This is a genomic window from Nocardiopsis valliformis DSM 45023, assembly GCF_000340985.1.
Lineage (GTDB): Bacteria > Actinomycetota > Actinomycetes > Streptosporangiales > Streptosporangiaceae > Nocardiopsis > Nocardiopsis exhalans.
The window spans coordinates 17,622-42,146 of record NZ_ANAZ01000021.1; the positions used below are offsets into that span (position 1 = coordinate 17,622).

Genomic DNA, 24,525 nt, shown 5'->3' on the forward strand with positions numbered 1-24,525 from the left:
GTTACCTCCTGGAAAAATCGAGCGGTTGCTCGGTCGGGTGGGCCGGTCGCCGTCGCAGGCGCTCCGGTAGTCGTAGGTCGCCGCGGCGCGAGGCGTAGGCCACGGCCGCGATGATGATGAGCCCCTGCGCCGTCGGCTGGATGGTCGACGGCAGGTACAGCTGGTTGAACAGGGTGAAGAGCGCCTCGACGGTGAGGGCGCCGAGCACGGCGGCCACCACGGTGCCGCGGCCGCCGCCCAGCACCACTCCGCCGAGGACGACGGCGGTGATGGCGGTGAACTCCAGCCCCTGACCGACCTGGGCGGTGACGCCCGCGAAGCCGCCGATGAGGATGGCGGCGACGGTGGCCATCAGGGAGGAGCCGACGAAGGCCAGGGTGCGCACCCGCCACACCCGGACCCCGGAGAAGGCGGCGGCGGTGTCGTTGTCGCCGGTCGCCATCAGGGAGCGTCCGTAGGGCGAGCGCATCAGCGCGATCGCCCCGACGGTGAGGACCGCGGCGATGACCAGCGCCCAGGGCAGCTGGCCGAGCACCGGGACGCCGTCGAGTCCGTGTCGGCCGAATACGCGGAAGTTCTCCGACAGGGCACCGGTGGGCGCGCCCCCGGTCCAGTAGCGCACGGCACCGAAGAGGATCAGCATCGTGCCGAGCGTGGTGATGATCGACGGCACCCTCAGCAGCGTGGTGACCAGGCCGTTGACCAGGCCGACCAGCAGGCCGAAGAGCAGCATCAGACCGATCACCGGGAAGGTCATCGCCTCGTCGCCGTCGATGAGGCGGGCGGCGATCACCACCTGTGCGCCCACCAGGGAGCCGACCGAGAGGTCGAACTCGCCGGAGACGATCACCAGGTACTGGCCGATCGCGAGGATCACCAGCGGGGCGGCCTTCTTCGCGAAGGCCATCAGCGGCGGACCCTCGAAGAACGACGGGTTCTGGGTGGCGATGACCACGAAGATCAGCACCAGCAGCACCGTGACGGTGCCGGTCCCGCTGCGCAGCAGGGAGAGCAGTTCGCCGGAACGGCGTCGCGGGGGTCGGTGGTCCGGAAGGCGGGTGTCGGTGGTCATTTCCTGCCTCCCTGGGCCAGTGGTTCCGGCGCGGGTGGGGGTGAGGGCGGCTCCGGTGGATCCCCGGGGCCGGAGGAAGAGGGCGGGGTACCGCCGGAGGGGAAGCGGACCCGGACGGCGGTTCGGGAGAGCTGCCCGCGGGCGTAGATGGCCACGGCGGCGATCACGATCGTGCCGCGCAGCACGTCCTTGATGAACGGGTCGACGCCCAGGGTGTTGAACACCGTGTCCAGCGTGGCCAGGATGAACACCCCGGCGACGGTCCCGGCGACCCCGCCGCGACCGCCCAGCAGGTAGGTGCCGCCGAGCACGACCGCCGCGATGGCCTCCAGCTCGTAGCCGTTGTTGTAGACCAGCGTGTTGCCGGTGCCGAAGCGCGAGGCCAGCAGCAGACCGGCCACCCCGGCCATCACCGAGCACAGCACGTGCGCGGTGATCACTGGCAGCTCGGGCCGCACCCCGGACAGGCGCGCCACCTCGGCGTCACCGCCCACGGCGTACATGTGGAAGCCCATCCGGGTGCGCCGCAGGTACAGCACGGCGAGCACGGCCAGGACCAGCATGACCAGGGTGGAGACCGGCAGCACGCCGATCCGGGAGAGACCGAACATCTGGAACTGGGCCGGGATCGACCCGGTCGGCCCCTGGAACTGGGTGTCCAGGTAGCCCTTGATGATCAGGCCGGTCCCCAGGGTGGCGATGAAGGGGTTGACCCGCAGTTTGGTGACCACGAGCCCGTTGGCCAGGCCGATCAGCGCGGCCACGCCCAGGGTGATGGTGACGCCGAGGACGATCCTGGAGGGGTCCCCAGCCATGGTGATCCCCGCGATCACCGTGGACAGCGCGGCGACGTAGCCGACCGACAGGTCCAGGGAGCGACACAGGATGACCAGGGTCATCCCGATGGCGAGGAAGCCGAGCAGGCTGCTGCGGGTGAACAGGTCCACGGTGTTGGCGGCGGTGAAGAGGTTGCCGCCCTGGACGGCCACGAAGACCGAGCTGACCAGCAGGACGCCCACCAGGGCCAGGTAGACCAGGCCGGTGGTGCCCAGCCGGGAGCCGAGGCTCCGGGTGGCGGTGCTCGAGGCGGTAGCGACCCGGGTCACGGTGCGGCCTCCTCGTGGTGGGGGCGGGCGCCGCCGTTGTCACCGTTGTCGCTGTCGTCGGTGGGGGTGGGGGCCTGGGCGGCCGCCGCGGTGATCCGCGGGTCCTGCACGGCGGAGTCGTCGTGCGCGCTCTCGGGCGGCGCGCCGGTGGCCAGGGCCATCACGGTCTCCTCACTGGAACCGCCGGGCAGCTCTCCGGCCACACGGCCGTCATCGAGCACCACCAGACGGTCGGACATCCCGATCAGCTCGGGGAGCTCGGAACTGATCAGGACGATCGCCACACCGGCCGCGGCGAGTTCGCGGATCAGCGTGTAGACGGCCTGTTTGGCACCGACGTCGATCCCGCGCGTGGGCTCGTCGAGCACCATCACCCCGGGGTCGGTGGCCAGCCACTTGGCCAGGACCACCTTCTGCTGGTTGCCCCCGGAGAGGTACTGCACCTCCTGCTGGTGGCCGCCGCGGGCGACCAACTCCAGTGAGGAGAGGATGCCGGGGATGCGCTGGGCCCGCTGACGGGAACCGAAGGGCAGCACGGCGTCCAGGACCAGGCGGCCGTTGGCCAGGATCGACTGGTTCAGGGACAGCCCCTGCGCCTTGCGGTCCTCGGTGACCAGGGCCAGCCCGGCGCGGACCGCCTGGCGGGGCGAGCGCACCTCGACCCGCTCACCGTCCACGCGCACCTCGCCCCGGGTGAAGCGGTCGATGCCGAAGAGCGCGTGCGCGATCTCGGTGCGGCCGCTGCCCTGGAGCCCGGCCAGCCCGACGATCTCACCGCCGCGCACCCGCAGGTCGATTCCGTCCAGCTGGGTGTTGCCGCCGCCGGAGACGGACAGGCGGACCTCGCCCACGTGCTCGCCGTGGGGTTCGAGGTGGTCGGGGAAGACCGCGGAGACGGGGCGCCCCACCATTTTGCGGACCAGTTCGGCCGGACCGGTCTCCTCGGCGGCCACGGTGTCCACCAGTTGCCCGTCCTTGAGCACGGTGATGGTGTCCGCGAGGTCGAAGATCTCCTTGAGCCGGTGCGAGACGTAGAGGATGCCGACCCCGCGCTCGCGCAGGCGCCCGATGATCCGGTAGAGCACCTCGACCTCGTGGTCGGCCAGCGCGGCGGTGGGCTCGTCCATGGAGATGACGCGGGCGTCGTGGGAGAGCGCCTTGACGATCTCCACCACCTGCTGCTCTGCCACGGACAGGGAGCGGACCTTGGACCAGGGGGCGATGCCCTCCAGGCCGAGTTCGGCCAGGAGCTCGGCGGTGGCCCGGTCCATGGCGCGGTCGTCGACCAGGCCGCGGCGTCGGGTCTCCCGGCCGAGAAACACGTTCTGCGCGACCGTGCGCTCGGGCAGGAGGTTGAACTCCTGGAAGACCGTGGCCACCCCGGCGCGTTGCGCCTGCACGGGGTGCTCGAAGGAGACCTCCTCCCCGGCGAGCTCGATCCGGCCGGTATCGGCGCGGTGCACCCCGGCCAGCACCTTCATCAGGGTGGACTTGCCCGCGCCGTTCTCACCGACCAGGGCGTGCAGCTCCCCGGCGCGCAGGTCCAGCTCGACCCCGTGCAGGACCCGCACACCCAGGAAGGACTTGCTGATGTCGGTCATCCTGAGCAGGGGTTCGGTGGTCATGCCCCGTCCACCTCCGCGGTGGGAGCCTGCGCGGCGGAGGCGTCGGATGCGGGGCTCTCGGGTACGGGGACGTCCACCCAGCGGCGCTCCCGGGCCGAGGCCAGCACGGACTCGGCCAGGACGGCGGCCCGCAGGCCGTCGGCGAAGACCGGCAGCCCCTCGGGCTCCTTGCCCGCGATGGCGGCCCCGGTGTCCGCGACCAGCGCGTTGAAGCAGTCCTGGTAGCCCTGCGGGTGGCCGACCGGGAGGGTGACCATCCGGGAGGCGTCGGGGCTGAGCGCGGGGTCGTCGCGGGAGATGATCCCGGTGCGGCCGCGCCCGCCCGCCCAGAGGGTTTCGGGGCGTTCCTGGTCGAAGCGCAGGGAGCCCTCGGTGCCGGAGACCTCCAGCACCAGCTGGTTCTTGCGTCCGGGGGAGACCTGGCTGATCACCGCGCTGCCGAGTATCCCGCCCGCCGTAGCGAACTGGAAGGTCACCAGGTCCTCGGTGGTGACGGCACGGCCGCCGTTCTCGCCGCGGCTGTCGTTGATCCGGGAGGTCTGTGCACTGACCGCGGTGATGCGGTCGCCGGTGACGAATTCCAGCATGTCGCACCAGTGCGAACCGATGTCGCCGAAGGCCCGGGTGGGCCCGCCGACCCGCGGGTCCACCCGCCAGTTGTCCTCCTCGGGGTAGAGGAGCCAGTCCTGGAGGTAGCCGCCGTGGGCGAGGCTGACCTTGCCGATGGCGCCCGCGGCGACCTGGGCGCGTGCCTCGCGGGCCATGGGGTGGAAGCGGTAGACGAAGGGGACGACCGCGACCCGGTCGGCCTCGCGGGCGGCCGTGGTGAGGCCGCGGGCGGTGTCGGCGTCGGTGGCCAGCGGTTTCTCGCAGACCACGTGCTTTCCGGCGGCCAGTGCGGCCAGGCTCAGCGGGGCGTGCAGGTGGTTGGGGGTGCACACGTGCACCACGTCCACGTCGGGGCGGTGGATGAGTTCGAGGGCGTCGGCGTGGGCTCGGGCGATGCCGTGGGCGGCGCGGAACTGTTCGGCCTTGGCGGGGGAGGATCCGGCCACCCCGACGACCTCGCCGCCACCGGCGCGGACGGCGTGGGAGTGGACCCGTCCCATGAAGCCGGTGCCGATCACCGCTGCGCGGTAGGCCTCGGGGGTGGCCGGTCCGGATGATGAGGGGTCACCCAGACTTGTGACCTTCTTCACTGACATGTCCGAGACGTTACGTCTGACTTATGTCGAGCGTCAAGCATAAGTTGCCGGATCTGGACAAAATAGATGAAGGACGGCCGATCAATAGATCCTGTGCTTCACTGGTTCCATGACGGAAGACGCGCTGACGGCCCCAGGCGGACCGGGGGCGACGCCCCTGCGAAACCCGGCCACCACAGCCGTGCCAGGTGCCGGAACCCTGCTCCGGCTGCTGCGCGACGGCCGCCCACGAACCCGCTCCGAACTGGCCGCCGTCACCGGTCTGGCCCGCTCCACGGTCACCCAGCGCGTGGACGCGCTCCTGGCCAGCGGCCTGATCGGCCCGGCCGGCGAGGCCGTCTCCACCGGCGGGCGACCGCCCACGACCTTCTCGTTCCGGCCCGACGCCCGCGTGGTCCTGGCCGCCGACCTCGGCGCCACCCACGCCCGGCTGGCCCTCACCGACATGTCGGGGACCGTGCTCGCCGAGGACCGCGCCGACATCGACATCGCGACCGGCCCCGAACCCGTCCTGGATTGGGTGGTGGACCACGGCCGCACCCTGCTGGAGTCCGTCGGCCGCGACACCCGGGGGCTCCTCGGTGTCGGAGTGGGTCTGCCCGGACCGGTCCAGCACTCCACGGGGCGCGCGGTCAACCCACCGATCATGCCCGGCTGGGACCACTTCGACGTCTCCGGCTACGTGAACAGCCGCATCGCCCGGCCCGTGCTCGTGGACAACGACGTCAACATCATGGCCATCGGCGAACACCACGTCGCCTGGCCCACCGCCAGCCACCTGCTCTTCGTCAAGGTCGCCACCGGCATCGGCTGCGGCATCGTCAGCGAGGGCAGCGTCTACCGCGGCGCCCAGGGCGCGGCCGGCGACATGGGGCACATCCACGTCCCCAGCGGCGCCGACAAACCCTGCCGCTGCGGCAACACCGGCTGCCTGGAAGCGGTGGCCAGCGGACACGCCCTCGCCGAGGCCCTCACCGCCCAGGGCATCCCGGCCACGGGCGCCCGCGACGTGGTGGAACTGTCCCGCAACGGCTCCGTGCCCGCCCTACGCGCCCTGCGCCAGGCGGGCCGCGACATCGGCGAGGTCCTGGCGGCCTCGGTGAACATGTTCAACCCGTCGGTGATCGTCATCGGCGGCGCGCTCGCCCAGGCCGGTGACCACCTGCTCGCGGGGGTCCGCGAGATCATCTACCAGCGGTCACTGCCGCTGGCCACGGAGAACCTCAGCATCGTCTCGTCCAAGGCGGGCGAGAGCGCGGGCGTGATCGGCGCGGCCGTCATGGTCATCGAGCACTGCCTGAGCCCCGAACACGTCGAGACCCTGGTCATGGGCGGCTGACGGCCTTGGGAGAACCCGTGCGGCCGTCCCCGGAGGACCTCGACTCGATCGAGTGGTTTTTCGCGACCTTCCTGCACCAGGACTGGACGATCAACGGCGAGAGTCTGGCGGAGGTGTTCGAGGGCGTGGACGGGCTCGGCCCCAGGCGGGAGGGGGTCAGGCGGGATGCGGTCCTGCTCCTGGAGTCGGGGCTGGGCCACGAGCAGCTGGATCGGATCCTCTGGCATGCGGCGCAGCCGGGATACGAGCCCGAGTACGAGGGCTTCGAGGACTGGCGCGCCGCCCTGCGGGAGATCGTCAGACTCTGTGACCTTTACCGCGAACGGGCGCGGAGCGGTCGGCCGTGAACCTCCGGGAGGGACCGGGGCACGCGAAGGGGGCGTGGCCCTTTCGGGTTCCCGCCCCCTTCTGTGCTTTCGGGTGCGGTCAGTCGTCGCGGGTGCCGTTAGGGGAACCTGCCTCACTCCGCGCGCCGGGCCTCCGCACGGTAGCGATCCGCTGGCCGAGGGACCGGGCGAGGTCGAACGAGGGCATCTCGGGGTGCTCCACCCACTGCCCGGTATCGTCGGCCCTCACCCGGAAACTCTCTTGCGCTGGGCGCCCTGCCCTGTTGTAGGACTCCAGCGCGGACTCGATCTGGTCCCACAGACGCACCGGCCCGGCCTGGCGCACCTGCCAGCCGTCATCTTTTGAAGGTTCGACCAGCGCCACTGAGCCGGAGGTCACGTCCACCAGGAGCGTGCTTTCTTCCAGAAGCACGCTCTGGGCGTGCGGCACAGCGCACTGAGCCAGGAAATGGGGAAAGAAGCTCTCCAGGTTTGCGCCGCTGATTCGCTCGGGTGCCAACACGGCCGAGCGAGTCGGAGCGTCCTCGACCATGCGGGCCCACTGGCGAGGATCACCGAACCTGGGTGGGGCGTGCAGGCGTGCGGACATGAAGGAGATCGTCCCGGCCAGCAGCGGGCCCACGCCGTGCCCGTGTTCGTCGACGGTGAGTAAGACCCGCGCGTTACCGCCCAGCCACCCGGACAGCGTCGCCAGGATCTTGCCGCCCGCTCGGGTCTGGTTGAGCAGTGTTTGGGGGATGTGGCGCATCGAGCAGGCCGCGACCACCCGGTCGAACGGCGCTCCCGGCCGCCAGCCGAACAGTCCATCGGATTCGACCAGGCTCGGGGTGTAGCCGCACTCCGACAGTGCTCGGTGAGCCTGGGCCAGGCGGTCGCCGTCCACATCCACCGACACCACGTTGTCCGAACCCACCCGCTCACACAGCACGGCGGTGGAGTAGCCGGTCCCGGTGCCGATCTCCAGGACCCGGTGCCCGTCAGCGATCTGCGCGTCGTCCCACATGGTCGCGACCAGCGAGGGCAGGGTGGCAGAAGAGCTGAACACACCCCCGTGGCGGACTTCGGGGTTGGTCCAGTCTGGCTCTTGGCCGTCAAACTGGGTGATGAGCGTCTGGTCGGAGTAGGCGGCAGACAGCCACCGCTCCGGGTCGGTCCGCTCAGTCACCGGTTCCCACACCGGAACCCCTGCGGGGTCGGTGGGTTGGTCTTCGGAGCGCAGGTAGAACCCGGGCACGAACACGTGCCGGGGCACCGCTTCGAAGGCCTTACGCCAGTGCTGGTCGGGCAGGTATCCCTGCTCGGTGAGGTCCCGTACCAGCTGGATGCGCAGTTCCTCCGCCTGGGTGATCGGGTCGGTCACGGTCGTGTCCTTTGCGTGGTCAGAGAATCAGCGAAGGCCTCGGCGATGCCAGCGGAGTCAGGCAACCAACCCCACTGGCCGTTGGGATTGCACTCCAGCCACACCCATGACCGAGGGTCTTCATCTGGGCCGGTCAAGGCGAGGTCGAAGCAGCCGAAGGCCAGGCCGTACGCCTCCAGGTAGCGCCTGAGCGCGGAGGCGATGGATGCGGGCACGGCAACTGGGGCGTGCGACAACTCGTCCCAGTCCGCGCGTCTCCAGTCCAGAACCCCGTCCGTGGTGGTGATACGAGAGGCGAAGAACTGGTTCCCAACCACGGTCACGCGGGCGTCGGCGATCTTGTCCACCTCAGCTTGGAATAGGTGGGCCGTAACGGAGAGGGATTCGTCAAATGTGCTTGCCTCCACGCGCTGGGCCCAGATGGCACCAGCGGTTCCGTCCTCGGCCTGGGGGAGGCCACGGAACGGCTTGTAGACGACGTTGCCGTACTTCTCAGCGAAGGCGCGTGCGGCATTCGGGTCGTTGGTCACCAGGGTGGGCGGGACCTTGAGTCCGATCTGCGCAGCGGTCTGGAGCTGGCCGGGTTTGCGGTCGGCCCGGGCCACGGCTGAGGGGTGGTTGACGTAGATGGCGTGCGGAAGGTTGTGGAGCAGCCCGCCGAACCCGTGACGCGCCTCGGTCGTGACGAACGCGGCTGTCTGTACTTCGGGGTGCTCCGATCTCCACGGGGAGGGGCGGCGGTAGTAGACGGCGTCGATGTCGTCCAGCTCGATGGTGCGGGTCGGGGTGCGCAGGGTCCCGCTCCAGCTGGGGGCGCCCTCGCCGATCACCGAATCGAACGACACTCCTTGGCCAAGGTCGGTCGGGTCTAGGCGGACTACGGTGGTGCCCCGGTCGTGGAGCGCCTTGATGACCAGGTCCGCGGTGATGTCCTCCAGGCAGGTCAGCACCAGGACCACGGTGCCCAGAGGGTCAGTCGTTGTCATAGTCGGTGGTGTTGTCGTCCTGGCTCTGGTGCTGGGGCACGGAGCCGTCGCCTCCGCCGGACATGGTGGCGGTGCCCCGGGTCCGGTTGGTGCCGTGCTTGGCCAGTTCGATGACGGTGCCGTCGGTTCCGGTGTGCAGTGCGAGCTGGGTGGCCGGGTCCAGGGTCGTGTTGGCCGGGGTCGGGCAGGTGCGCGGAAGGCGGTCGGTCACCAGGCGTAGGGCCCACGGGGCAAGGGGAAGAGAGCGAGCGGGAGAGGGCTGAGCATTCGAGGGCATGGCATCCTTTCTTCTTTGGTTCGCCCATTTCATCCCTCGAGAGATTATCAATGAAACCCGATTCCTGGCCTGGAATAATCCTTTCGACTTCCAGTCCCGAGGCTCAGGGATTTATTCCGAATCGGGAATTTTCCCCGAGAAGAGTGGACGCCCGGATCGCGTGGTGGTTATCGTAAGACGACCCCTCACGAGCGATGCCGGGAGTGCGCATGTCCCCCAAAGTTGGCCTGACTCGTCTCACTGGTGGTGCCGGTCCCGTCTGTGATGACGACGACTGTCCCAACGTCTACCTGGCGGACAACGGAAGCATCGTTGTCCAGGGCGACACCTACACGGGATTCACGCCACCCCAGGGCGAGTCCCTGGTCGAGATCCCTCCTCACGTCCTCAAGGAGGCTTTCCGTGCTCTTGGATGGTGACGCCTGGAGAACTCTCTTCGACCGGTTCGAGTCGGAGGCCTGGCGGTTGGAGGTGCAGCCCACCTACACCATGCCGGGAGAGGCCGACAGCTTCGCCCGGTTTCTTCGCGGTGAGCCCAAGCCGGAGTCCCATAATTCCAGATGGCATGGGCGAGTGAAGGGATATCGGGCTGGCGGAAAGTGCGTTGGCCGGGTCCGAATCGTTCGTCAGCCATTGACGGACTATCAGCGTTATCAGTTCGCCTGGGGAATTCCGGGGAACCTCGCTGCGGGCGAGGACATCCGTGTTCTCGACCTGACCGAGACGGATCTGGGTCTTCCGGACTTCGATTTCTGGATGTTCGACAAGACCCGGATCGTGCGGCTCAACTACCGGCCCGACGGCACCCAGATCAACCGCGAACTGGTCGACGACGATCCTGCCATCTATCGGGAGTGGCAGCGGATCGCGATCGAGGCGAGTGTTCCGTTCTCAAGCTACGTAGAGTCGCAGGGTGGCGCTAGAACCTGAAGAACTCGCGGCGGCCTCCGAAGATCTGGGGCAGACGCTGCGTGAACTGCGCCGGGCAGCCGGGCTCTCGGGAGAGCGGTTGGCCCGGCGTTGCGCCATGTCCCAGAGCAAGATCAGCAAGATCGAGACCGGGCGGCTCACGCCCGCGTTGGTTGATCTTGACCGCATACTCAGCGCGCTCCAGGTGACCCCGGAACAGGCCGGGTTGTTGCTCACCAGGGCGAGGCTGGCCAATACCGAATGGCAGGGCAAACGGGAGCTGTGGCGAAAAGGGCTGGAGACTCGACAGGACGAGCTTCGGTCCTTGGAGAGCTCGGCGTCCGAGGCCCGGTACTTCCTGCCGACGATGGTGACCGGCCTGTTGGCGACCCCGGCTTACATCCGGGCCAGTCTGACCCACTCACCCGGTGATGTCTCCGGGACCGTGGCCAAGAAGATCGCCCGGCAGGAGGTCCTGCGGGATGGTTCGTGTTCCTTCACCTTCCTGCTGACCGAGCAGGCTGTCCGGTGGGCGATCCTTCCTGCTGAGGGGATGGCCGAACAGGCGGATCATCTGGTGGCGGTCTCTCGTCTGGAGAGCGTGCGGCTGGGGGTGCTGCCGCTCGGCACGGTACTTCCTCGGGGGCCGATGAACACCTTCACTGTCTACGACGACAGGTTGGCCACGGTGGAGATCTTCACCGGTCGTCTGGCCTTCCGTGATCCCCGTGATGTGGAGATGTACCGGGAGCTGTTCGCGATCTACGAGGAACATGCGTTGTTCGGGAATGCCGCACGCGAGCAGATCCAGGCTTGGGCGGCTCCATGAACGCCAGCGCCCCGACCGGTGGGGCACGCGTTCGGTGCTGGACTTCCCGTTCTGCCAGGGGTTGGGCATCGTGACCTGGGCCGAGTTCATCCTTCCGGAGGCTGGCCGGTGACCGGCTCGCCTCAGGTGAGTCCGGGGGTGCGGCAGAGGCTGGCCGCACCCCCGGGGCCACCGGTTCTCCCGCCCCGGCACCAACCGCCCCCTGGCCGCCCCGCCCGAATCCCACGAGGAGCGCCGGGAGCGATTGCTGCGCCAAATGCACAGCACCGAAGCCCAGCGCGAGGGGCCGGAGAGGGGTCGGGGTTCAGGGGGCAGCTGTTCCGGGGCGGGCACGCGAAGGGGGCGGAGTCCCTTTCGGGTCCCCGCCCCCTGGTGTGCTCTCGGGTGCCTGGTCAGTCGTCGCGGGTGCCGTAGCGGGCACGTTCCTCCTCCGCCCTCTGGGCCTGGGCACGGCCGACGGCGGCGTCGTACTCGGCGTCCTCCTCCATCGCGCGGTAGCGCGCGGGGTCGTACTCCCGCTGGCTGACGTCGGGCAGGACGCCCTCGTGGCGCAGGGCTCGGCCCGGACGGTGGTCCGGGGTGGCCGGGACCCGGCTGATCACCGCGGTACGGCCGACCCCGCGCAGCAGCGAGGCTATGGCGATACCGCAGACCAGGTTGATCAGGCCCGTGGCCATCTGGCTGGAGAGCTCGGCTCCCTGGGTGAAGGGGGTCACCGCCGCGATGGCGGTGGCCAGGCCGACGATCCAGCCGAAGAACGAGAGCGCTCTGGGCGCGGACAGCAGCAACAGGTGCAGCAGCGCGGTCGCCAGGAGCGCGACCACACCCGCCAGGAGCGCGTAACCGACCGTCCCGGCGTCGCCCAGGTGTCCAGCCTCCTCCGGTGCCAGCACCGGGACGCCGAAGATCCCTCGGACCACCAGCGTTCCGGCGAAGATGACCAGTGCGGCGACAACCGCCGTGGCCAGGCCACCGGACCAGAGCCGGGTCACGTTGACGGCTCGTTCACTTCCGTTTTCATTCATACCGATATCCCCAAAATAGGGCTCGAACTCGGTCGTAGCCCACATACCCGCAGCTCCGCAGAGGTAACCGCCGCGTGGAACACTGTGGGCATGGCTCCTTTCGCGCACGCGCGGGTCAATCTCGACGCGATCACCTCCAACGCCCGGCTGCTCCGTGAGCGGGCCGGGGGGACGCCCCTCATGGGCGTGGTCAAGGCCGACGGTTACGGCCACGGCATGCTGCCCGCCGCGCACGCCCTCATCGAGGGCGGGGCCACATGGCTGGGAACCGCGCTCATCAGGGAGGGGCTGGAGCTGCGCCGGGCCGGGATCACCGTGCCCGTGCTGTCCTGGATCATCCCGCCCGGTGAACCGGTGGGCGAGGCGATCGGGGCCGACATCGACCTCGGGATCAGCGACCGCGCCGTCCTGGACGAGGTGGTCGCCCAGGCACGTGAGCTGGGCAGGGTCGCCCGGGTCCAGCTCAAGGCCGACACCGGCCTGCACCGGGGCGGGGTCAACCGGGCCGACTGGGAGTCGGTGGTCGGGGCCGCCGCGCGCGCCGAGGAGGAAGGGGTGCTGAAGGTCAGCGGGGTGTGGTCGCACTTCGCCTGCGCCGACGAGCCCGGGCACCCCTCGATCCAGGCCCAGCTGGACGCCTTCCACGAGGCGCTGGAGGTCGCGGAGAAGGCGGGCCTCACCCCCGAGGTCCGGCACATCGCCAACTCGGCCGCGCTGCTGACCCTTCCCGAAGCGCGGTTCGATCTGGTCCGCGGTGGAATCGCGAGTTACGGTCTCTGTCCGATTCCCGGTTTTGACGTGCCCGGATTGCGTCCCGCGATGACCCTCGAATCGAAGGTCGCCCTCACCAAGCGGGTCCCCGCGGGCAGCGGGGTCTCCTACGGGCACCGGTACTTCACCCGGAGCGAGACCACGCTGGCCCTGGTGCCTCTGGGCTACGCCGACGGGGTCCCCCGGGCCGCCACCAACAAGGGCCCCGTCCTGTTGGGAGGCACGCCACGCGTCATCGCGGGAACAGTCTGCATGGACCAGTTCGTTGTGGATGTGGGAGACGACCCGGTGGAGGCGGGGGAGTACGCGGTACTGTTCGGCGACCCGAGCGAGTACCCGGCCGTTCCCACCGCGCAGGACTGGGCCGAGGTCCTGGACACCATCCCGTACGAGATCGTCACGCGGATCGGCGTCCGAGTGCCCCGTGAGTACGTCGGCGGGGCCTGACGCTCTCCCCGATATCGGTCACGAACCCGCTTCACCCGGCCTAACCTGGGTGAAGAGGTACCTTCGGCGCGCTCAGCCGCCGCCCGGACCACAACACAGACGACTTGCGAGTGCGATGACAGACACCACAGCCACCACCACAGGCGCGTCCCGCGTCCACGCGGTCACTGCCGCGACGGACGAGGACATGCGCGTTCTGGGCCGTGACCTCGCCGCCCTCTCCCGCCCCGGGGACCTGCTCATCCTCTCCGGGCCGCTGGGCGCGGGCAAGACCACCTTCACCCAGGGCCTCGGACAGGGCCTGGGCGTGCGCGGATCGGTCACCTCGCCCACGTTCATCATCTCCAGGATCCACCCCTCCCTGACCGGCGGTCCCTCGCTCGTGCACGTGGACGCCTACCGGCTGGGCGGTCCGGACGAGATCGACGACATCGACCTGGACATGACCCTCCCCGAGTCCGTCACCGTCGTCGAGTGGGGCGAAGGAGTGGCCGAAGGGCTCTCCGACGACCGGCTGGAGATCCGGATCGAACGCCACCCCGACGACACCCGCACCGTCCACCTGCGCCCGGTCGGCGCCCGGTGGGCCGACATCGACCTGCCCGGCACCGCCGCCGGGAACGGATAGGCGGAAAACTCCCGTGCTGCTCCTGGCCTTCGACACAGCTACCCCGGCGGTCACCGTCGCCATCGGGGAGACCACCTCTGAGGGCGCCTTCACGCTGCGCGCCACCGCGAGTTCGGTGGACGCCCGACGCCACGGCGAACTGCTCACCCCCACCATCCAGCGCCTGCTCGACGAGGCCGGCCTGACCCTGGGCGACCTCGACCACATCGCGGTCGGCATCGGCCCCGGCCCCTACACCGGGCTGCGGGTCGGCCTGGCCACCGGGCACGCCCTCGCCGACGCCCTGGGCATCCCCTGCCACGGGGTCACCACCCTGGACGCGCTGGCTTTCGCCACCAAGCGGACCGAGCCGTTCCTGGGGATGACCGACGCCCGCCGCAAGGAGGTGTTCTGGGCGCGCTACGACGACCACCTCACCCGTGTGGGCGAGGTCCGCGTCGACCGGCCCGCCGAGATCGACACCGAGGGGCTGCCGCTGGTCGGCGACGGCGCCCGGATGTACGCCGAGCTGCTGGGCGCCGCTCCGGACACCGGTCCCCACACCGGGGACTTCGAGCCGCTCCACCCGGACGCGGCCGCCATGGCCGAACTCGCCCTGCTGCGCCTGCACCGTGGTGAGCGGCTGCCCGAACCCGCCCCGCTCTACCTGCGCCGCCCCGACGCGGTCGAGCCCGGCGCCCCGAAGAAGGTCCGCCAGTGGGTGAAGTGACCACGCGGGCGCACCTGCGTCAGATGACCAGGGACGACGTCCCGGCCGTCCTGGAACTGGAACGCGCCCTGTTCCCGCTCGACGCCTGGAGCGAGGAAATGCTCCGCGACGAGCTCGCCGAGACCGCCACCCGCCACTATGTGGTGGCCGAGGCGACCGAACCCGGGGCCGAATCCGACTCCGGCGCTGAGGGCTCGATCGTCGGCTACGCCGGGCTGCGGTTCGTCCCGCCCGAGGGGGACGTGCAGACCATGGCTGTCGCCGAGTCTGCCTGGGGCAGGGGTATCGGACGGGCACTGCTCACCGAACTCCTCGCCCAGGCCGAGGTTCGCGGAGTCACCCACATGTTCCTGGAGGTGCGCTCGGACAACCCGCGCGCCCAGGACCTCTACACACGCTTCGGTTTCGAGGCGATCGGCGTGCGCCGGGGCTACTACAACGGGGCGGACGCGATCGTCATGCGCCGCGTCGCGGATGGAGAAGGGGAGGGGCAGCGATGAGTGAGCCGTTGATCCTGGGGATTGAGACGTCCTGTGACGAGACCGGTGTAGCGCTGGTCCGCGGCTGTGAGCTGCTCGGCGACTCGGTCGCCTCCAGCGTCGACCAGCACGTGCGCTTCGGCGGAGTGGTGCCCGAGGTGGCCAGCCGCGCCCACCTGGAGGCCATGACACCCACCGTCCGCCGCGCCCTGGACAACGCCGGGGTGAAGCTTTCGGACGTCGACGCCGTCGCGGTCACTGCCGGACCCGGCCTGGCCGGTGCGCTCTTGGTGGGCGTCTCCGCCGCCAAGGCCTACGCGATGGCGCTCGGCAAACCGCTGTACGGGGTCAACCACCTGGTCGGGCACGTCGCCGTGGACCAGCTGGAGCACGGGCCGCTGCCCAAGCCCTCGATCGCCCTCCTCGTCTCCGGCGGCCACACCTCGCTGCTACTGGTCAACGACCTGGCCACCGACGTGACCTCGCTCGGCGACACCGTCGACGACGCCGCGGGCGAGGCCTACGACAAGGTCGCGCGGCTGCTGGAACTGCCCTACCCGGGCGGCCCGCCCATCGACCAGGCCGCCCAGCGGGGCAACCCGAAGTCGATCCGCTTCCCGCGCGGCAAGTGGGGCGACGGCACCTACGACTTCTCCTTCTCCGGGCTGAAGACCGCCGTGGCCCGCCACGTCGAGGACTCCGAACGCCGCGGCGACCCGCTGGTGGTGGCCGACATCGCCGCCGCCTTCCAGGAGTCGGTGGTGGACGTGCTCACCCGCAAGGCGGTCGACGCCTGCGTGGAGCACGGTGTGAGCACACTGGTGATCAGCGGCGGCGTGGCGGCCAACTCGGCCCTGCGTGCCCTGGCCCAGCAGCGCTGCCAGGAGGCGGGTATCGAACTCCGCGTTCCGCGCCCCCGCCTGTGCACGGACAACGGCGCGATGATCGCCGCCCTGGGCGCCGAGGTGGTCGCTGCGGGCCTGCCGCCGTCGGCCCTGGACCTGGCCACGGACACCTCCCTGCCGGTGGAGTCCTCCCTGGCCGTCTGACCGAAGCCATCGAAGAGCCCCGCGACCACCGCTGGACAAGCAGCGGATCGCGGGGCTCTTCGTATGTACTCGGCCGATCCGGGAGGTACGCACTTCGCTACGCTTCGCCATAAACCAGACATTCATGAGGAGAAGTCGCCGGTGATGAACAGAAACCGCCGGACCAGTTCGCTCTCCGCGCTGGTGATGATGTGGTTGGTCTTCACGCCGTACGTCTTCCTCTGGTCGTGGAACGTGAACTCCTACCTCAACGTCCACACCGACCTGTCCCGGGGGCCGGACAGCGCCAACACCATCGGCACCATGGAGGTCACCCACAAGTCGGTGTCGAGCTCCAACACCGGGTCTCGGAGGTACTACCGCTGCCTTGGTGAGTTCACCGCCTGGTCCGGCGGGCCGGTGATCGAGGTGGCGGCCCGGCAGCTTGATGAGGAGCAGTGCGTCCAGGGGGAGATGATCGTCGGCGGGATCCTCGTCCCGGAGGAGACCACGTCCCAGGGCAAGCCGTTCGTGTACTTCGGTGACGGCAAGCACTCGCTGTTTCCTCAGGCCATGGGGTCGATCCTGCTCGTCGTGCTGTTCTTCTACCCGTTCGTCGTGGGCAGCGCGGGCTACGCCACGGTGTACGACAACGTCAGAAGGAACAGCAACATCCGCCGTCGCCCCAATTATTTCGATCGACGCCGCAGAGATCAGGTCCTGCGCCGGCGACGAGCGGTGGCACAGGACCGACGGAAACGGGAGGAGCGCGAGCGTCTGGCCCGTATTCGTCGGGAGGAGGACCGCAGGGAGCGGGAGGAGCGGGCCGAACGCGAGCGGCAGGAGCGTATCCGCCGGGAGGAGGACCGCGTCCGGGAACGAGAAGTCGACGACATCATGGCCCGGATCCACGAGCAGACGGAACGGGACCTGGCACAGGCGCGCCTCTCCCGGGACGAAGAGTCCTCGGAGAACCAGGAACCGGGAGCCGGGTCCGGGCCGCGACCGCCTGGCGGCCGGTGAGCGCGAACAGGCCAGGAAGGGGATACAGGCACTAGAACGAGACTCGGTTTCTGTGGTTGGCTGCGGGTATGTTCGCCATCACCGCAGCACGCATCTCGTTCGACGACCCCCTGTCCGGGCTGGAGGCGGGTGAACGGCCCGATCCCGAGCCCCGGGAGGGCTGGACGACCGTTCGGGTCAGGGCCGCCTCCCTCAACCACCACGACCTCTGGAGCCTGCGCGGCATCGCGCTGGGCCAGGACAAGCTGCCGATGATCCTGGGCGGGGACGCCGCCGGGATCGACGAGGACGGCAACGAGGTCATCGTGCACGGCGTGGTGACCGAACCCGCCGAGCCGGGCCGTTCGCCGCGGTTCTCCCTGCTCTCGGAGATCCACGACGGGACCCTCGCGGAGAAGGTGCTGGTGCCCAGGGAGAACCTGCTGCCCAAACCCCCGGAACTCTCCTTCGAGGAGGCCGCCTGCCTGCCCACCGCCTGGCTGACCGCGTACAGCATGCTCTTCGGCAAGACCGACCTGCGGCCGGGCTCCACCGTCCTGGTGCAGGGCGCCGGGGGAGGGGTTTCGGCGGCGCTGATCGCCCTGGCCACCCGGGTCGGCCACCGGGTGTACGTCACCAGCCGGAGCGAGGACAAGCGCGCCAGGGCCCTGGAGCTGGGCGCCTACGCGGCTGTGTCCTCCGGGGAGCGCCTGCCCGAGCGGGTGGACGCGGTCTTCGACTCGGTCGGCCAGGCCACCTGGAAGCACTCGGTCCGCTCGCTCAAGCCGGGCGGCGCCATCATCACCTGCGGTGCGACCAGCGGTGACGCTTCTCCCGCCGAGCTCACCCGGGTGTTCTTCCTGCAGCTGCGGGTGCTGGGCTCCACCATGGGCACCAAGGAGGAGCTGGCCGCCCTCACCGAGATGTGCGTGCGCACCGGCCTGCGCCCCCGGATCGACCGGGTACTGCCCCTCAAGGACGCCCACGAGGCCTTCCGCGTGATGGCTGCCGGGGAGCACTTCGGCAAGATCGTGCTGGTGCCCTGAGCCCCGTGGCGGTATGACCACGGCAGCGGCCGCCGCGCCGGGTGCGGGCAAGCCGGACAGCGGAACCGGCCGACACCGAAGAAGGGGCCCGGAGCGGGGACCGGTTCGAACTGAACCGACCCCGCTCCGGGCCCCTTCCGGCTCACGCTGACGGCTGGGGCGGCGACGGGTTACTCGTCGTCGTCCTCGTCGCGGCGGCGCTTCTTCTTGCCCTCGCGGCCCGGGCGCAGCAGCGCCTCGGCCAGGGCGAGCACCGTCTCCTCCAGGGAGGAGAACCGCTTGGTGATGTCGTCGTGCGAGTTCTCGACCGCCTCGGTGACGGTCTCCTCGAACTCGTGGCGGTCCGGGCGCTGCTTCAGCTCGCGCAGGACCGGCTCGACCGCCGAGGTGACGTGCGAGTCGATCTCGTCGAGCTTGCCGGAGTGGTCCAGCAGCGGGCGGTCCACCAGCTCGGTGAGGCGGCGGTGCAGCTCGCTGACCTCCATGGTCTGCGGCAGCTGGTTGAGGCGCTGGTTGAGCGCCTCCAGGCGGTCGTCGATGGCCTCCATCCGGCCGTCGACGCCCTCGAAGTGGCCGTTGACGCCCTCGAACTGGCCCTCGACGCCGTTGACGCGGCCGTCGATCCCGTCCAGGCGGCCGTTGAGGCCGTCGATCCGGCCGTCGACGCGGTCGATCTTGCCCTCGACGCTCTCGAAGCTCCCCTCGAAGTGGCCCTCGAAGGAGTCGAACCGGTCGGTGAGGCGGCCGAGCTCGTGGTCGACCTTGCCGGTGATCTGCGACAGGTGGTTGTCCACCTTGCCGTTGAGCCCCTCGCGGTGGCGCTCCAGCCGCTCGTCCAGCGCGGTCCGGTGGGTCTCGACCTGGTCGGTGAGCGCCTCGGTCAGCGTCTGGTGCCGCTCCTCGGCCTCACCGGCCAGCTTGGCGTTGTCCTCCTGGACGAAGGCGCGCAGTTCGGCGAGGTCCGCGGCGACCTTCTCGGCGTCCTCGGCGATCCGGGCGGCGAGGGCGTCGGTGCGCTTGGTCACCGACTCGCGCAGGCCGTCGGCGGTGGCCTCGGCGTGCTCACGGGTCTCGGTGCGGCCTAGCTCGATCTGCTCGTCGAGCTCGGCCAGGCGCTGGCGCAGGTGCGAACGCAGGTCGTTCAGGGACTTGTCGTGGTTCTCCCGCAGCTTGGCGAGCGAACCGGTGACGTCGGCGACGGCCGCGGTGGCCTCCGCGTGGTTCTCCTCGGCCAGGGTGCTCAGCTGGCCGAAGCTCTCGGTGACCTTGCCGGTGAGCGCCTCGTGGCGCTCCTCGGTGGTGCTTCCGAGGTCCTTCAGCTCCTGGGTGAGGGCGTCGTGGCGCTCACCGGAGGCCGTGGCGAGGGTACCCAGTTCCTCGGCCAGGGCCGTGGTGCGCTCGCCCAGCTCGCCGGTGTTCTCCTGCAGCTTGGCCAGCAGCGTCTCGTGCTGCTGCGCGGTGCGCTCCTCGACGAAGCCGCGCAGTTCGGCCGTGCGCTCTTCGAGGGAGGAGGTGAGGGAGGCGGTGACGTCCTCGCCGAGCTTGGTGCTCGCGGCCTCCAGGGACTCGCGGCCCTCCTTGACCGCGGTCTCCAGAGCCTCCCGGTTCTCCTGCCCGGCGGTCTCCAGGGCCTCGCGGTTCTCCTGTCCCGCGGCCTCGAGGGCCTCCCGGCTCTCCTTGACCGCGGTCTCGAGCGTGCCGCGGCTCTGCTCGATCGCCTCGGCCAGCTCGTCCTTGCCCTCGGTCAGGGTGGTGCGGACCAGGGTGGACAGCTCCTCGTGGCGCTCGCCCAGGGTGGTGTCCAGGGCGGACAGCGAGGCCTCGATCGCCTCGGTCTTCGCGTTGAGGCTCTCCAGGGCCGTGTCCAGGGCGTCCAGGCGGGTCCCGACGGTCTCGCCCAGCGCGGTGACGCGCTCGCCGACCTCGGTGATCTGCTCGGCGGTCCGGTTTCCGGTCTCGGCCATCCGCTGCAGGCGGGTGAGAGCGGTGTCCAGGTGCCCGGCGACACGGTGGGTGTCGGCCCGCAGGGAAGGCATGTCCGACAGCGGCTTGACCTGCTGTCCGACCACCTCTATGTGCTCGGCGAGGGCTTCGGCCCACTCCGGCGGCCTGGCGAGGAAGTCGTCGATCCGGCCGTCGACCGCGGTGATCGACTCGGCGAGGGCGGTGAGCTCCCGCTCGCGCAGCTCGCGGAGCAGCCACTCCATGCCCTCGAGACGCTGGCGCATCTCCTCGCTGACGGCGCCCTGGGACTTCTGTTCGGAGACGTGCTCCTGGGCGGCCTGGGAGAGCAGGTCACGCATCCGGTCGGAGACACCGGCCTGACCTCCCGCGTTGAGGAAGTTGTGATTGGTCTGTTCCACCGAGGTGCTCCTTATGGTTCTGGCGCTCCCGCCCGCCTCGTTGCACGGTGAGTCGCGGAAGGGGGCGGGTTCTCGATGGTCCCCGGGCGGGCGGCGTTCCGCGCCAGTTGTGTCCCACTGTGATTGAAGTGTGACTATGCGTATACACAGGGGGTGTGAGCCGACGCCTGGTCGAACCGCGGGGGCGGATCAAACAAGCACGGCCTTCCGGGGATGCCCATGAGAAGGGAAAGAATTCAGCGGCGCCAGTTTAACGACATCACCCGGTGTGACCCTAGGGGTCCTCGAAAGTTATCGGCGTGGGAGGTAACGATACGGTCTGCGCCCCGCGGTCGCGCTCAGGCCGTCCGGGGTGCCTCGACCTCGCGGCAGAGCAGGGAGAAGGGCTTTTCGCCGATCCTGGTGAGCACGACGGTCACCGATTCCGGTCCGGAGGCTCGCAGCTCCCGGCGGAGTTTCTCGGTGTCCACCGCCGAACCGCGTTTCTTGATCGTTACCGTTCCCGCCTTCCGTGTGCGTACGGCCGCACGTAGCCGCTTCAGGGAGAACGGTGCGAACTCCAGGACCTCCAGCACCCGCCACAGCGGTGAGCGCTCGGCCCGGTCCGAGGTGAAGTAGGCGATGCGCTCGTCCAGCAGGGCGCCGTCCACCCGGGCCGCCGCCTCCGCTACCAGGTGGGAGCGGACCACGGCCGGGTCCGGGTCGTACAGGTAGCGCCGGGCGGCGGCGACCGGCGCGGGGCCCAGGTCCGGCTCCTCGTCCAGGTGCGCGACCGAACCCTCGCTCGCCAGCAGGCCCGCGCGCTCGTGCAACACCGTCGCGCGCCGCCTCGCCACCGCGCCGCCGGACCCCTCGGCCCCGAATCCCAGAGTGCCGAACCACAGCGCGGTCTCCTTCAGCTCGCCGTCCACCGAGATCCACTCGGCCGAGGCGGCGGGGGACAGGACCTCGTGCGGGATGCCCGGAGCCGCCTTCAGACAGGCCGCCTCGGCCCGCTCCGCCAACCGGGTCGCCACGTCCCACGGCGGCGAGTAGGCGGCCGGGTCGAACACCCGGCCCCGGCCGCCGCGTCGGGCCGGATCGCAGAACAGCAGCGGGTAGTCGCCCGCCCCTACCTCGTTCACGTCGCCCTCGCGGACCCGCGCGTGCCCGGACAGCCCCAGCGCCTCGATGTTGGCGCGGGCCACCGCCACGGTCAGCGGGTCGGCGTCCACGCCCTCCACCCAAACGCCGCGTCTGGCCAGCGCTAGCAGGTCCGCGCCGATCCCGCAGCACAGATCCCCCGCACGCGCGCCGCCACCGCCGCTCACGGCAACAGAGCCGGGCAGGTGTCGGGCGGTCCGCTCCGCGCGGTACTCGGCCACGGTCCGCCGGGTCGACTGCTCCAGGCCGTTCGGGGTGAAGAACATTCGCTCGGCGTTCTCCCCGAATTTGGCTCGCCCCCGCTCGCGCAGGCTTACCTGGGTCATCACCGCGTGGACCAGCTCGGACACCGGAAGGTCGGGGTCGAGTGCGGCCACCTTCGGGTTCTCGCGCAGCTGGGAGGCGGTGGCCAGGGGGTTCTTGGCCGCCGCGGCGGGGTCCACCCCCGCGAGGACCTCCCGCCCCGCGTCGGTGAGCAGCGCCGAGAAGGCGGGCACGCGCATGGATCCTCCAGCTGTGGGCACGACGGAGTGGTGGGCCCTCCCTGTGGCCGGGATCCTCACCACATTTCCATTCTGGCACTCTCGGGGGTAGAGTGCTAAACGCGACGAGGCCGGTCTGGCACCCGCGACGACAGGCCGCCGCGGTCGCCCCTTTTACGCAGTCGGTCCGTGCCTTCGTACGGGCTGACGTCAGTAACACCGAGACTTTGAAGGGGGAGGTCACACAGTGTCGACCGCCACCAAGACCGTGCTGAAGCCGCTCGAGGACCGCGTCGTGGTCAAGACCCTGGAGGCCGAGCAGACCACTGCCTCCGGTCTGGTCATTCCGGACACCGCCAAGGAGAAGCCCCAGGAGGGCGAGATCCTGGCCGTGGGTCCCGGTCGCCTCGACGACAACGGCAAGCGCGTTGCCCTCGACGTCAACGTCGGTGACGTCGTCCTGTACAGCAAGTACGGCGGCACCGAGGTCAAGTACGACGGCCAGGAGTACCTGGTGCTCTCCGCCCGCGACCTCCTCGCGGTCGTCGAGAAGTAGTTCTCGGCCCAGAGCCATCAGGCGTAGAGCCATCAACATCCCGCACCGGTCGGCCCTCGAAGCCGGGCGGGGCGGGATGTTCGTTTTTGACCCGAGCCGTTAGAGGAAGCACTCACACATGCCGAAGATCCTTGAGTTCGAGGACGACGCCCGCCGTTCCCTCGAGCGGGGCGTCAACCGCCTCGCCGACGCCGTCAAGGTGACGCTTGGCCCGCGCGGCCGCAACGTCGTCATCGACAAGAAGTTCGGCGCCCCCACCATCACGAACGACGGCGTGACCGTCGCCCGTGAGATCGAGCTGGACGAGCCCTACGAGAACCTGGGCGCGCAGCTGGTCAAGGAGGTCGCCACCAAGACCAACGACGCCGCGGGTGACGGCACCACCACCGCCACCGTGCTGGCCCAGGCGCTGGTCCGCGAGGGCATCCGCAGCGTCGCCGCCGGCGCGTCCCCGATGTCCCTGAAGAAGGGCATCGACGCCGCGGCCGCCAAGGTCTCCGAGATCCTGCTCAGCCGCGCCGTGCCGATCAAGGAGCGCGCGGACATCGCCTACGTGGCGACCAACTCCGCCCAGGACGCCCAGATCGGCGACCTGATCGCCGAGGCCTTCGACAAGGTCGGCAAGGACGGCGTCATCACGGTGGAGGAGTCCCCGACCTTCGGTCTGGACCTCGACTTCACCGAGGGCCTGCAGTTCGACAAGGGCTACATCTCGCCCTACTTCGTCACCGACGGGGACCGTCAGGAGGCCGTCCTCGAGGACGCCATCATCCTGATCAGCCAGGGCAAGATCGGCAACCTGAACGAGCTGCTGCCGCTGCTCGAGCAGATCGTGCAGAGCAAGAAGCCGCTGCTGATCATCGCCGAGGACGTCGAGGGCGACGCCCTGGGCGCGCTGGTGCTGAACAAGATGCGTGGCACCCTCAACGTCGCCGCGGTCAAGGCGCCCGGCTTCGGTGAGCGCCGCAAGGCCATGCTCCAGGACATCGCCGTGCTGACCGGCGGCCAGGTCATCTCCGAGGAGGTCGGCCTGACCCTGGAGAACGCGGACCTGTCCGCGCTGGGCAGCGCCCGTCGCATCACCATCACCAAGGACACCACCACCGTCGTCGACGGCGGCGGCGAGCAGTCCGAGGTCGAGGACCGCGTTCGCCAGATCCGCAAGGAGATCGAGGCGAGCGACTCCGACTGGGACCGCGAGAAGCTCCAGGAGCGCCTGGCCAAGCTCGCGGGCGGCGTCTCTGTGCTGAGCGTGGGCGCGGCCACCGAGGTCGAGCTCAAGGAGAAGAAGCACCGTCTCGAGGACGCCATCTCGGCGACCCGCGCGGCCATCGAGGAGGGCATCGTCGCCGGTGGCGGCGCCTCCCTGGTGCACGCTTCGACCGCTCTGGACGACCTCGGCCTGACCGGCGACGAGGCCACCGGCGTCTCCATCGTGCGCCGCGCGCTGGTCGAGCCGGCCCGGTGGATCGCGGAGAACGCGGGCGCCGAGGGCTACGTGGTCACGCACCGCGTCTCCGAGATGGAGGTCGGTCACGGCTACAACGCCGCCACCGGCGCCTACGGCGACCTGACCGCCGAGGGCATCATCGACCCGGTCAAGGTCTCCCGCTCGGCCGTCCAGAACGCCGCCTCCATCGCGGGCATGCTGCTGACCACCGAGGTGCTGGTCGCGGACAAGCCCGAGGAGACCGAGGACGACGGTCACGGTCACGGCCACGCGCACTAGCGACGTCGGTTCGTACCGCCGCCCGGCCGGTTTTCCGGTCCGGTAGTGCTTGAATCGGGGGT

At 70.0% G+C, this 24,525-nt stretch carries 24 protein-coding genes and 1 pseudogene; 15 read left to right on the plus strand and 10 right to left on the minus strand.

Going from position 1 to position 24,525, the window contains the following annotated elements; genetic code table 11:
- Window position 1: 1 nt before the first annotated feature.
- Genes D457_RS0120195 through D457_RS0120210 form a run of 4 tightly spaced genes read right to left on the minus strand, consistent with a single transcriptional unit; the run spans window position 2 to window position 5,002 of the window.
- Window positions 2–1,072, minus strand: coding sequence for an ABC transporter permease (locus D457_RS0120195; RefSeq protein ID WP_017582487.1), 1,071 nt, complete (start codon window positions 1,070–1,072; stop codon window positions 2–4).
- Entirely contained in the window at window positions 1,069–2,178 is a 1,110-nt protein-coding gene (locus D457_RS0120200; protein ID WP_017582488.1) for an ABC transporter permease, read from the minus strand. The genes D457_RS0120195 and D457_RS0120200 overlap by 4 nt, the downstream gene beginning before the upstream one ends.
- Window positions 2,175–3,803: a sugar ABC transporter ATP-binding protein gene (locus tag D457_RS0120205; protein WP_017582489.1), complete on the minus strand. Its 1,629-nt coding sequence runs from the start codon at window positions 3,801–3,803 to the stop codon at window positions 2,175–2,177. Before D457_RS0120205 ends, D457_RS0120200 begins: the two co-directional genes overlap by 4 nt.
- Window positions 3,800–5,002: a Gfo/Idh/MocA family protein gene (locus tag D457_RS0120210; protein WP_017582490.1), complete on the minus strand. Its 1,203-nt coding sequence runs from the start codon at window positions 5,000–5,002 to the stop codon at window positions 3,800–3,802. Before D457_RS0120210 ends, D457_RS0120205 begins: the two co-directional genes overlap by 4 nt.
- Window positions 5,003–5,117: 115 nt before the next feature.
- Here D457_RS0120210 and D457_RS0120215 point away from each other — a divergent pair, with 115 nt between their 5' ends.
- Both D457_RS0120215 and D457_RS0120220 read left to right on the plus strand, forming a co-directional pair.
- The gene (locus D457_RS0120215) at window positions 5,118–6,347 is read left to right on the plus strand and encodes an ROK family transcriptional regulator (RefSeq protein ID WP_026116836.1); all 1,230 of its coding nucleotides are present in this window, start codon (window positions 5,118–5,120) and stop codon (window positions 6,345–6,347) included.
- Window positions 6,348–6,364: 17 nt separating this feature from the next.
- Window positions 6,365–6,694, plus strand: a complete 330-nt coding sequence (locus D457_RS0120220; protein WP_017582492.1) for a hypothetical protein — start codon at window positions 6,365–6,367, stop codon at window positions 6,692–6,694.
- Between the two features lie 79 nt (window positions 6,695–6,773).
- Here the strand turns inward: D457_RS0120220 and tgmC are convergent, their stop codons facing one another.
- The 3 genes from tgmC to tgmA are packed head-to-tail and all read right to left on the minus strand — an operon-like array spanning window position 6,774 to window position 9,317.
- A complete protein-coding gene (gene tgmC, locus D457_RS0120225) occupies window positions 6,774–8,054 on the minus strand; it encodes an ATP-grasp peptide maturase system methyltransferase (RefSeq protein ID WP_017582493.1) in 1,281 nt (426 codons plus the stop codon).
- Window positions 8,051–9,040 (minus strand): ATP-grasp ribosomal peptide maturase, encoded by a 990-nt coding sequence (gene tgmB, locus D457_RS0120230; RefSeq protein WP_086002217.1) that lies wholly within the window; start codon window positions 9,038–9,040, stop codon window positions 8,051–8,053. The genes tgmC and tgmB overlap by 4 nt, the downstream gene beginning before the upstream one ends.
- Complete coding sequence (gene tgmA / locus D457_RS0120235) at window positions 9,027–9,317, minus strand: putative ATP-grasp-modified RiPP (protein WP_051072977.1); 291 nt, start codon at window positions 9,315–9,317, stop codon at window positions 9,027–9,029. Before tgmA ends, tgmB begins: the two co-directional genes overlap by 14 nt.
- A gap of 209 nt (window positions 9,318–9,526) precedes the next feature.
- Between tgmA and D457_RS34950 the strand changes: the two genes are divergently transcribed.
- The 4 genes and pseudogenes from D457_RS34950 to D457_RS37170 form a co-directional block, all read left to right on the plus strand.
- Complete coding sequence (locus D457_RS34950; protein ID WP_083926814.1) at window positions 9,527–9,736, plus strand: hypothetical protein; 210 nt, start codon at window positions 9,527–9,529, stop codon at window positions 9,734–9,736.
- Window positions 9,720–10,247 carry a DUF6879 family protein gene (locus tag D457_RS0120240; protein WP_026116840.1) on the plus strand — a complete coding sequence of 176 codons (528 nt, stop codon included), beginning with the start codon at window positions 9,720–9,722 and terminating at the stop codon, window positions 10,245–10,247. The genes D457_RS34950 and D457_RS0120240 overlap by 17 nt, the downstream gene beginning before the upstream one ends.
- Window positions 10,231–11,055 carry a helix-turn-helix domain-containing protein gene (locus tag D457_RS0120245; RefSeq protein WP_039831602.1) on the plus strand — a complete coding sequence of 275 codons (825 nt, stop codon included), beginning with the start codon at window positions 10,231–10,233 and terminating at the stop codon, window positions 11,053–11,055. The genes D457_RS0120240 and D457_RS0120245 overlap by 17 nt, the downstream gene beginning before the upstream one ends.
- Window positions 11,056–11,068: 13 nt before the next feature.
- Window positions 11,069–11,167 (plus strand): annotated as a pseudogene (locus D457_RS37170) (ATP-binding protein); the annotation flags it as partial.
- A gap of 280 nt (window positions 11,168–11,447) precedes the next feature.
- Here the strand turns inward: D457_RS37170 and D457_RS0120250 are convergent.
- Window positions 11,448–12,080: a DUF6069 family protein gene (locus D457_RS0120250; RefSeq protein ID WP_026116841.1), complete on the minus strand. Its 633-nt coding sequence runs from the start codon at window positions 12,078–12,080 to the stop codon at window positions 11,448–11,450.
- 90 nt (window positions 12,081–12,170) lie between these two features.
- Between D457_RS0120250 and alr the strand changes: the two genes are divergently transcribed.
- The 7 genes from alr to D457_RS0120290 all read left to right on the plus strand — a co-directional run bounded on the left by alr (window position 12,171) and on the right by D457_RS0120290 (window position 18,190).
- Entirely contained in the window at window positions 12,171–13,298 is a 1,128-nt protein-coding gene (gene alr / locus D457_RS0120255) for an alanine racemase (RefSeq protein WP_017582499.1), read from the plus strand.
- Between the two features lie 115 nt (window positions 13,299–13,413).
- Window positions 13,414–13,926, plus strand: coding sequence for a tRNA (adenosine(37)-N6)-threonylcarbamoyltransferase complex ATPase subunit type 1 TsaE (tsaE, locus tag D457_RS0120260; RefSeq protein WP_017582500.1), 513 nt, complete (start codon window positions 13,414–13,416; stop codon window positions 13,924–13,926).
- Window positions 13,927–13,939: 13 nt separating this feature from the next.
- Entirely contained in the window at window positions 13,940–14,635 is a 696-nt protein-coding gene (tsaB, locus tag D457_RS0120265; RefSeq protein ID WP_017582501.1) for a tRNA (adenosine(37)-N6)-threonylcarbamoyltransferase complex dimerization subunit type 1 TsaB, read from the plus strand.
- Entirely contained in the window at window positions 14,632–15,135 is a 504-nt protein-coding gene (gene rimI, locus D457_RS0120270; protein WP_017582502.1) for a ribosomal protein S18-alanine N-acetyltransferase, read from the plus strand. Before tsaB ends, rimI begins: the two co-directional genes overlap by 4 nt.
- On the plus strand, window positions 15,132–16,163 hold the full coding sequence (gene tsaD, locus D457_RS0120275; RefSeq protein WP_017582503.1) for a tRNA (adenosine(37)-N6)-threonylcarbamoyltransferase complex transferase subunit TsaD: 1,032 nt from the start codon (window positions 15,132–15,134) through the stop codon (window positions 16,161–16,163). Before rimI ends, tsaD begins: the two co-directional genes overlap by 4 nt.
- A 144-nt stretch (window positions 16,164–16,307) precedes the next feature.
- The gene (locus D457_RS0120285; protein WP_152514300.1) at window positions 16,308–17,165 is read left to right on the plus strand and encodes a hypothetical protein; all 858 of its coding nucleotides are present in this window, start codon (window positions 16,308–16,310) and stop codon (window positions 17,163–17,165) included.
- Between the two features lie 68 nt (window positions 17,166–17,233).
- Window positions 17,234–18,190 (plus strand): zinc-binding dehydrogenase, encoded by a 957-nt coding sequence (locus D457_RS0120290; RefSeq protein ID WP_017582504.1) that lies wholly within the window; start codon window positions 17,234–17,236, stop codon window positions 18,188–18,190.
- A 170-nt stretch (window positions 18,191–18,360) separates the two neighbouring features.
- Here D457_RS0120290 and D457_RS0120295 read toward each other — a convergent pair whose 3' ends face one another.
- A complete protein-coding gene (locus tag D457_RS0120295; protein ID WP_017582505.1) occupies window positions 18,361–20,553 on the minus strand; it encodes a hypothetical protein in 2,193 nt (730 codons plus the stop codon).
- 338 nt (window positions 20,554–20,891) lie between these two features.
- Window positions 20,892–22,199: a class I SAM-dependent methyltransferase gene (locus tag D457_RS0120300; protein ID WP_017582506.1), complete on the minus strand. Its 1,308-nt coding sequence runs from the start codon at window positions 22,197–22,199 to the stop codon at window positions 20,892–20,894.
- 226 nt (window positions 22,200–22,425) lie between these two features.
- Between D457_RS0120300 and groES the strand changes: the two genes are divergently transcribed.
- Together groES and groL are read left to right on the plus strand one after the other, a co-directional pair.
- A complete protein-coding gene (gene groES / locus D457_RS0120305; RefSeq protein WP_017582507.1) occupies window positions 22,426–22,734 on the plus strand; it encodes a co-chaperone GroES in 309 nt (102 codons plus the stop codon).
- A gap of 118 nt (window positions 22,735–22,852) precedes the next feature.
- Window positions 22,853–24,463: a chaperonin GroEL gene (groL, locus tag D457_RS0120310; protein ID WP_017582508.1), complete on the plus strand. Its 1,611-nt coding sequence runs from the start codon at window positions 22,853–22,855 to the stop codon at window positions 24,461–24,463.
- Window positions 24,464–24,525: the final 62 nt, after the last annotated feature.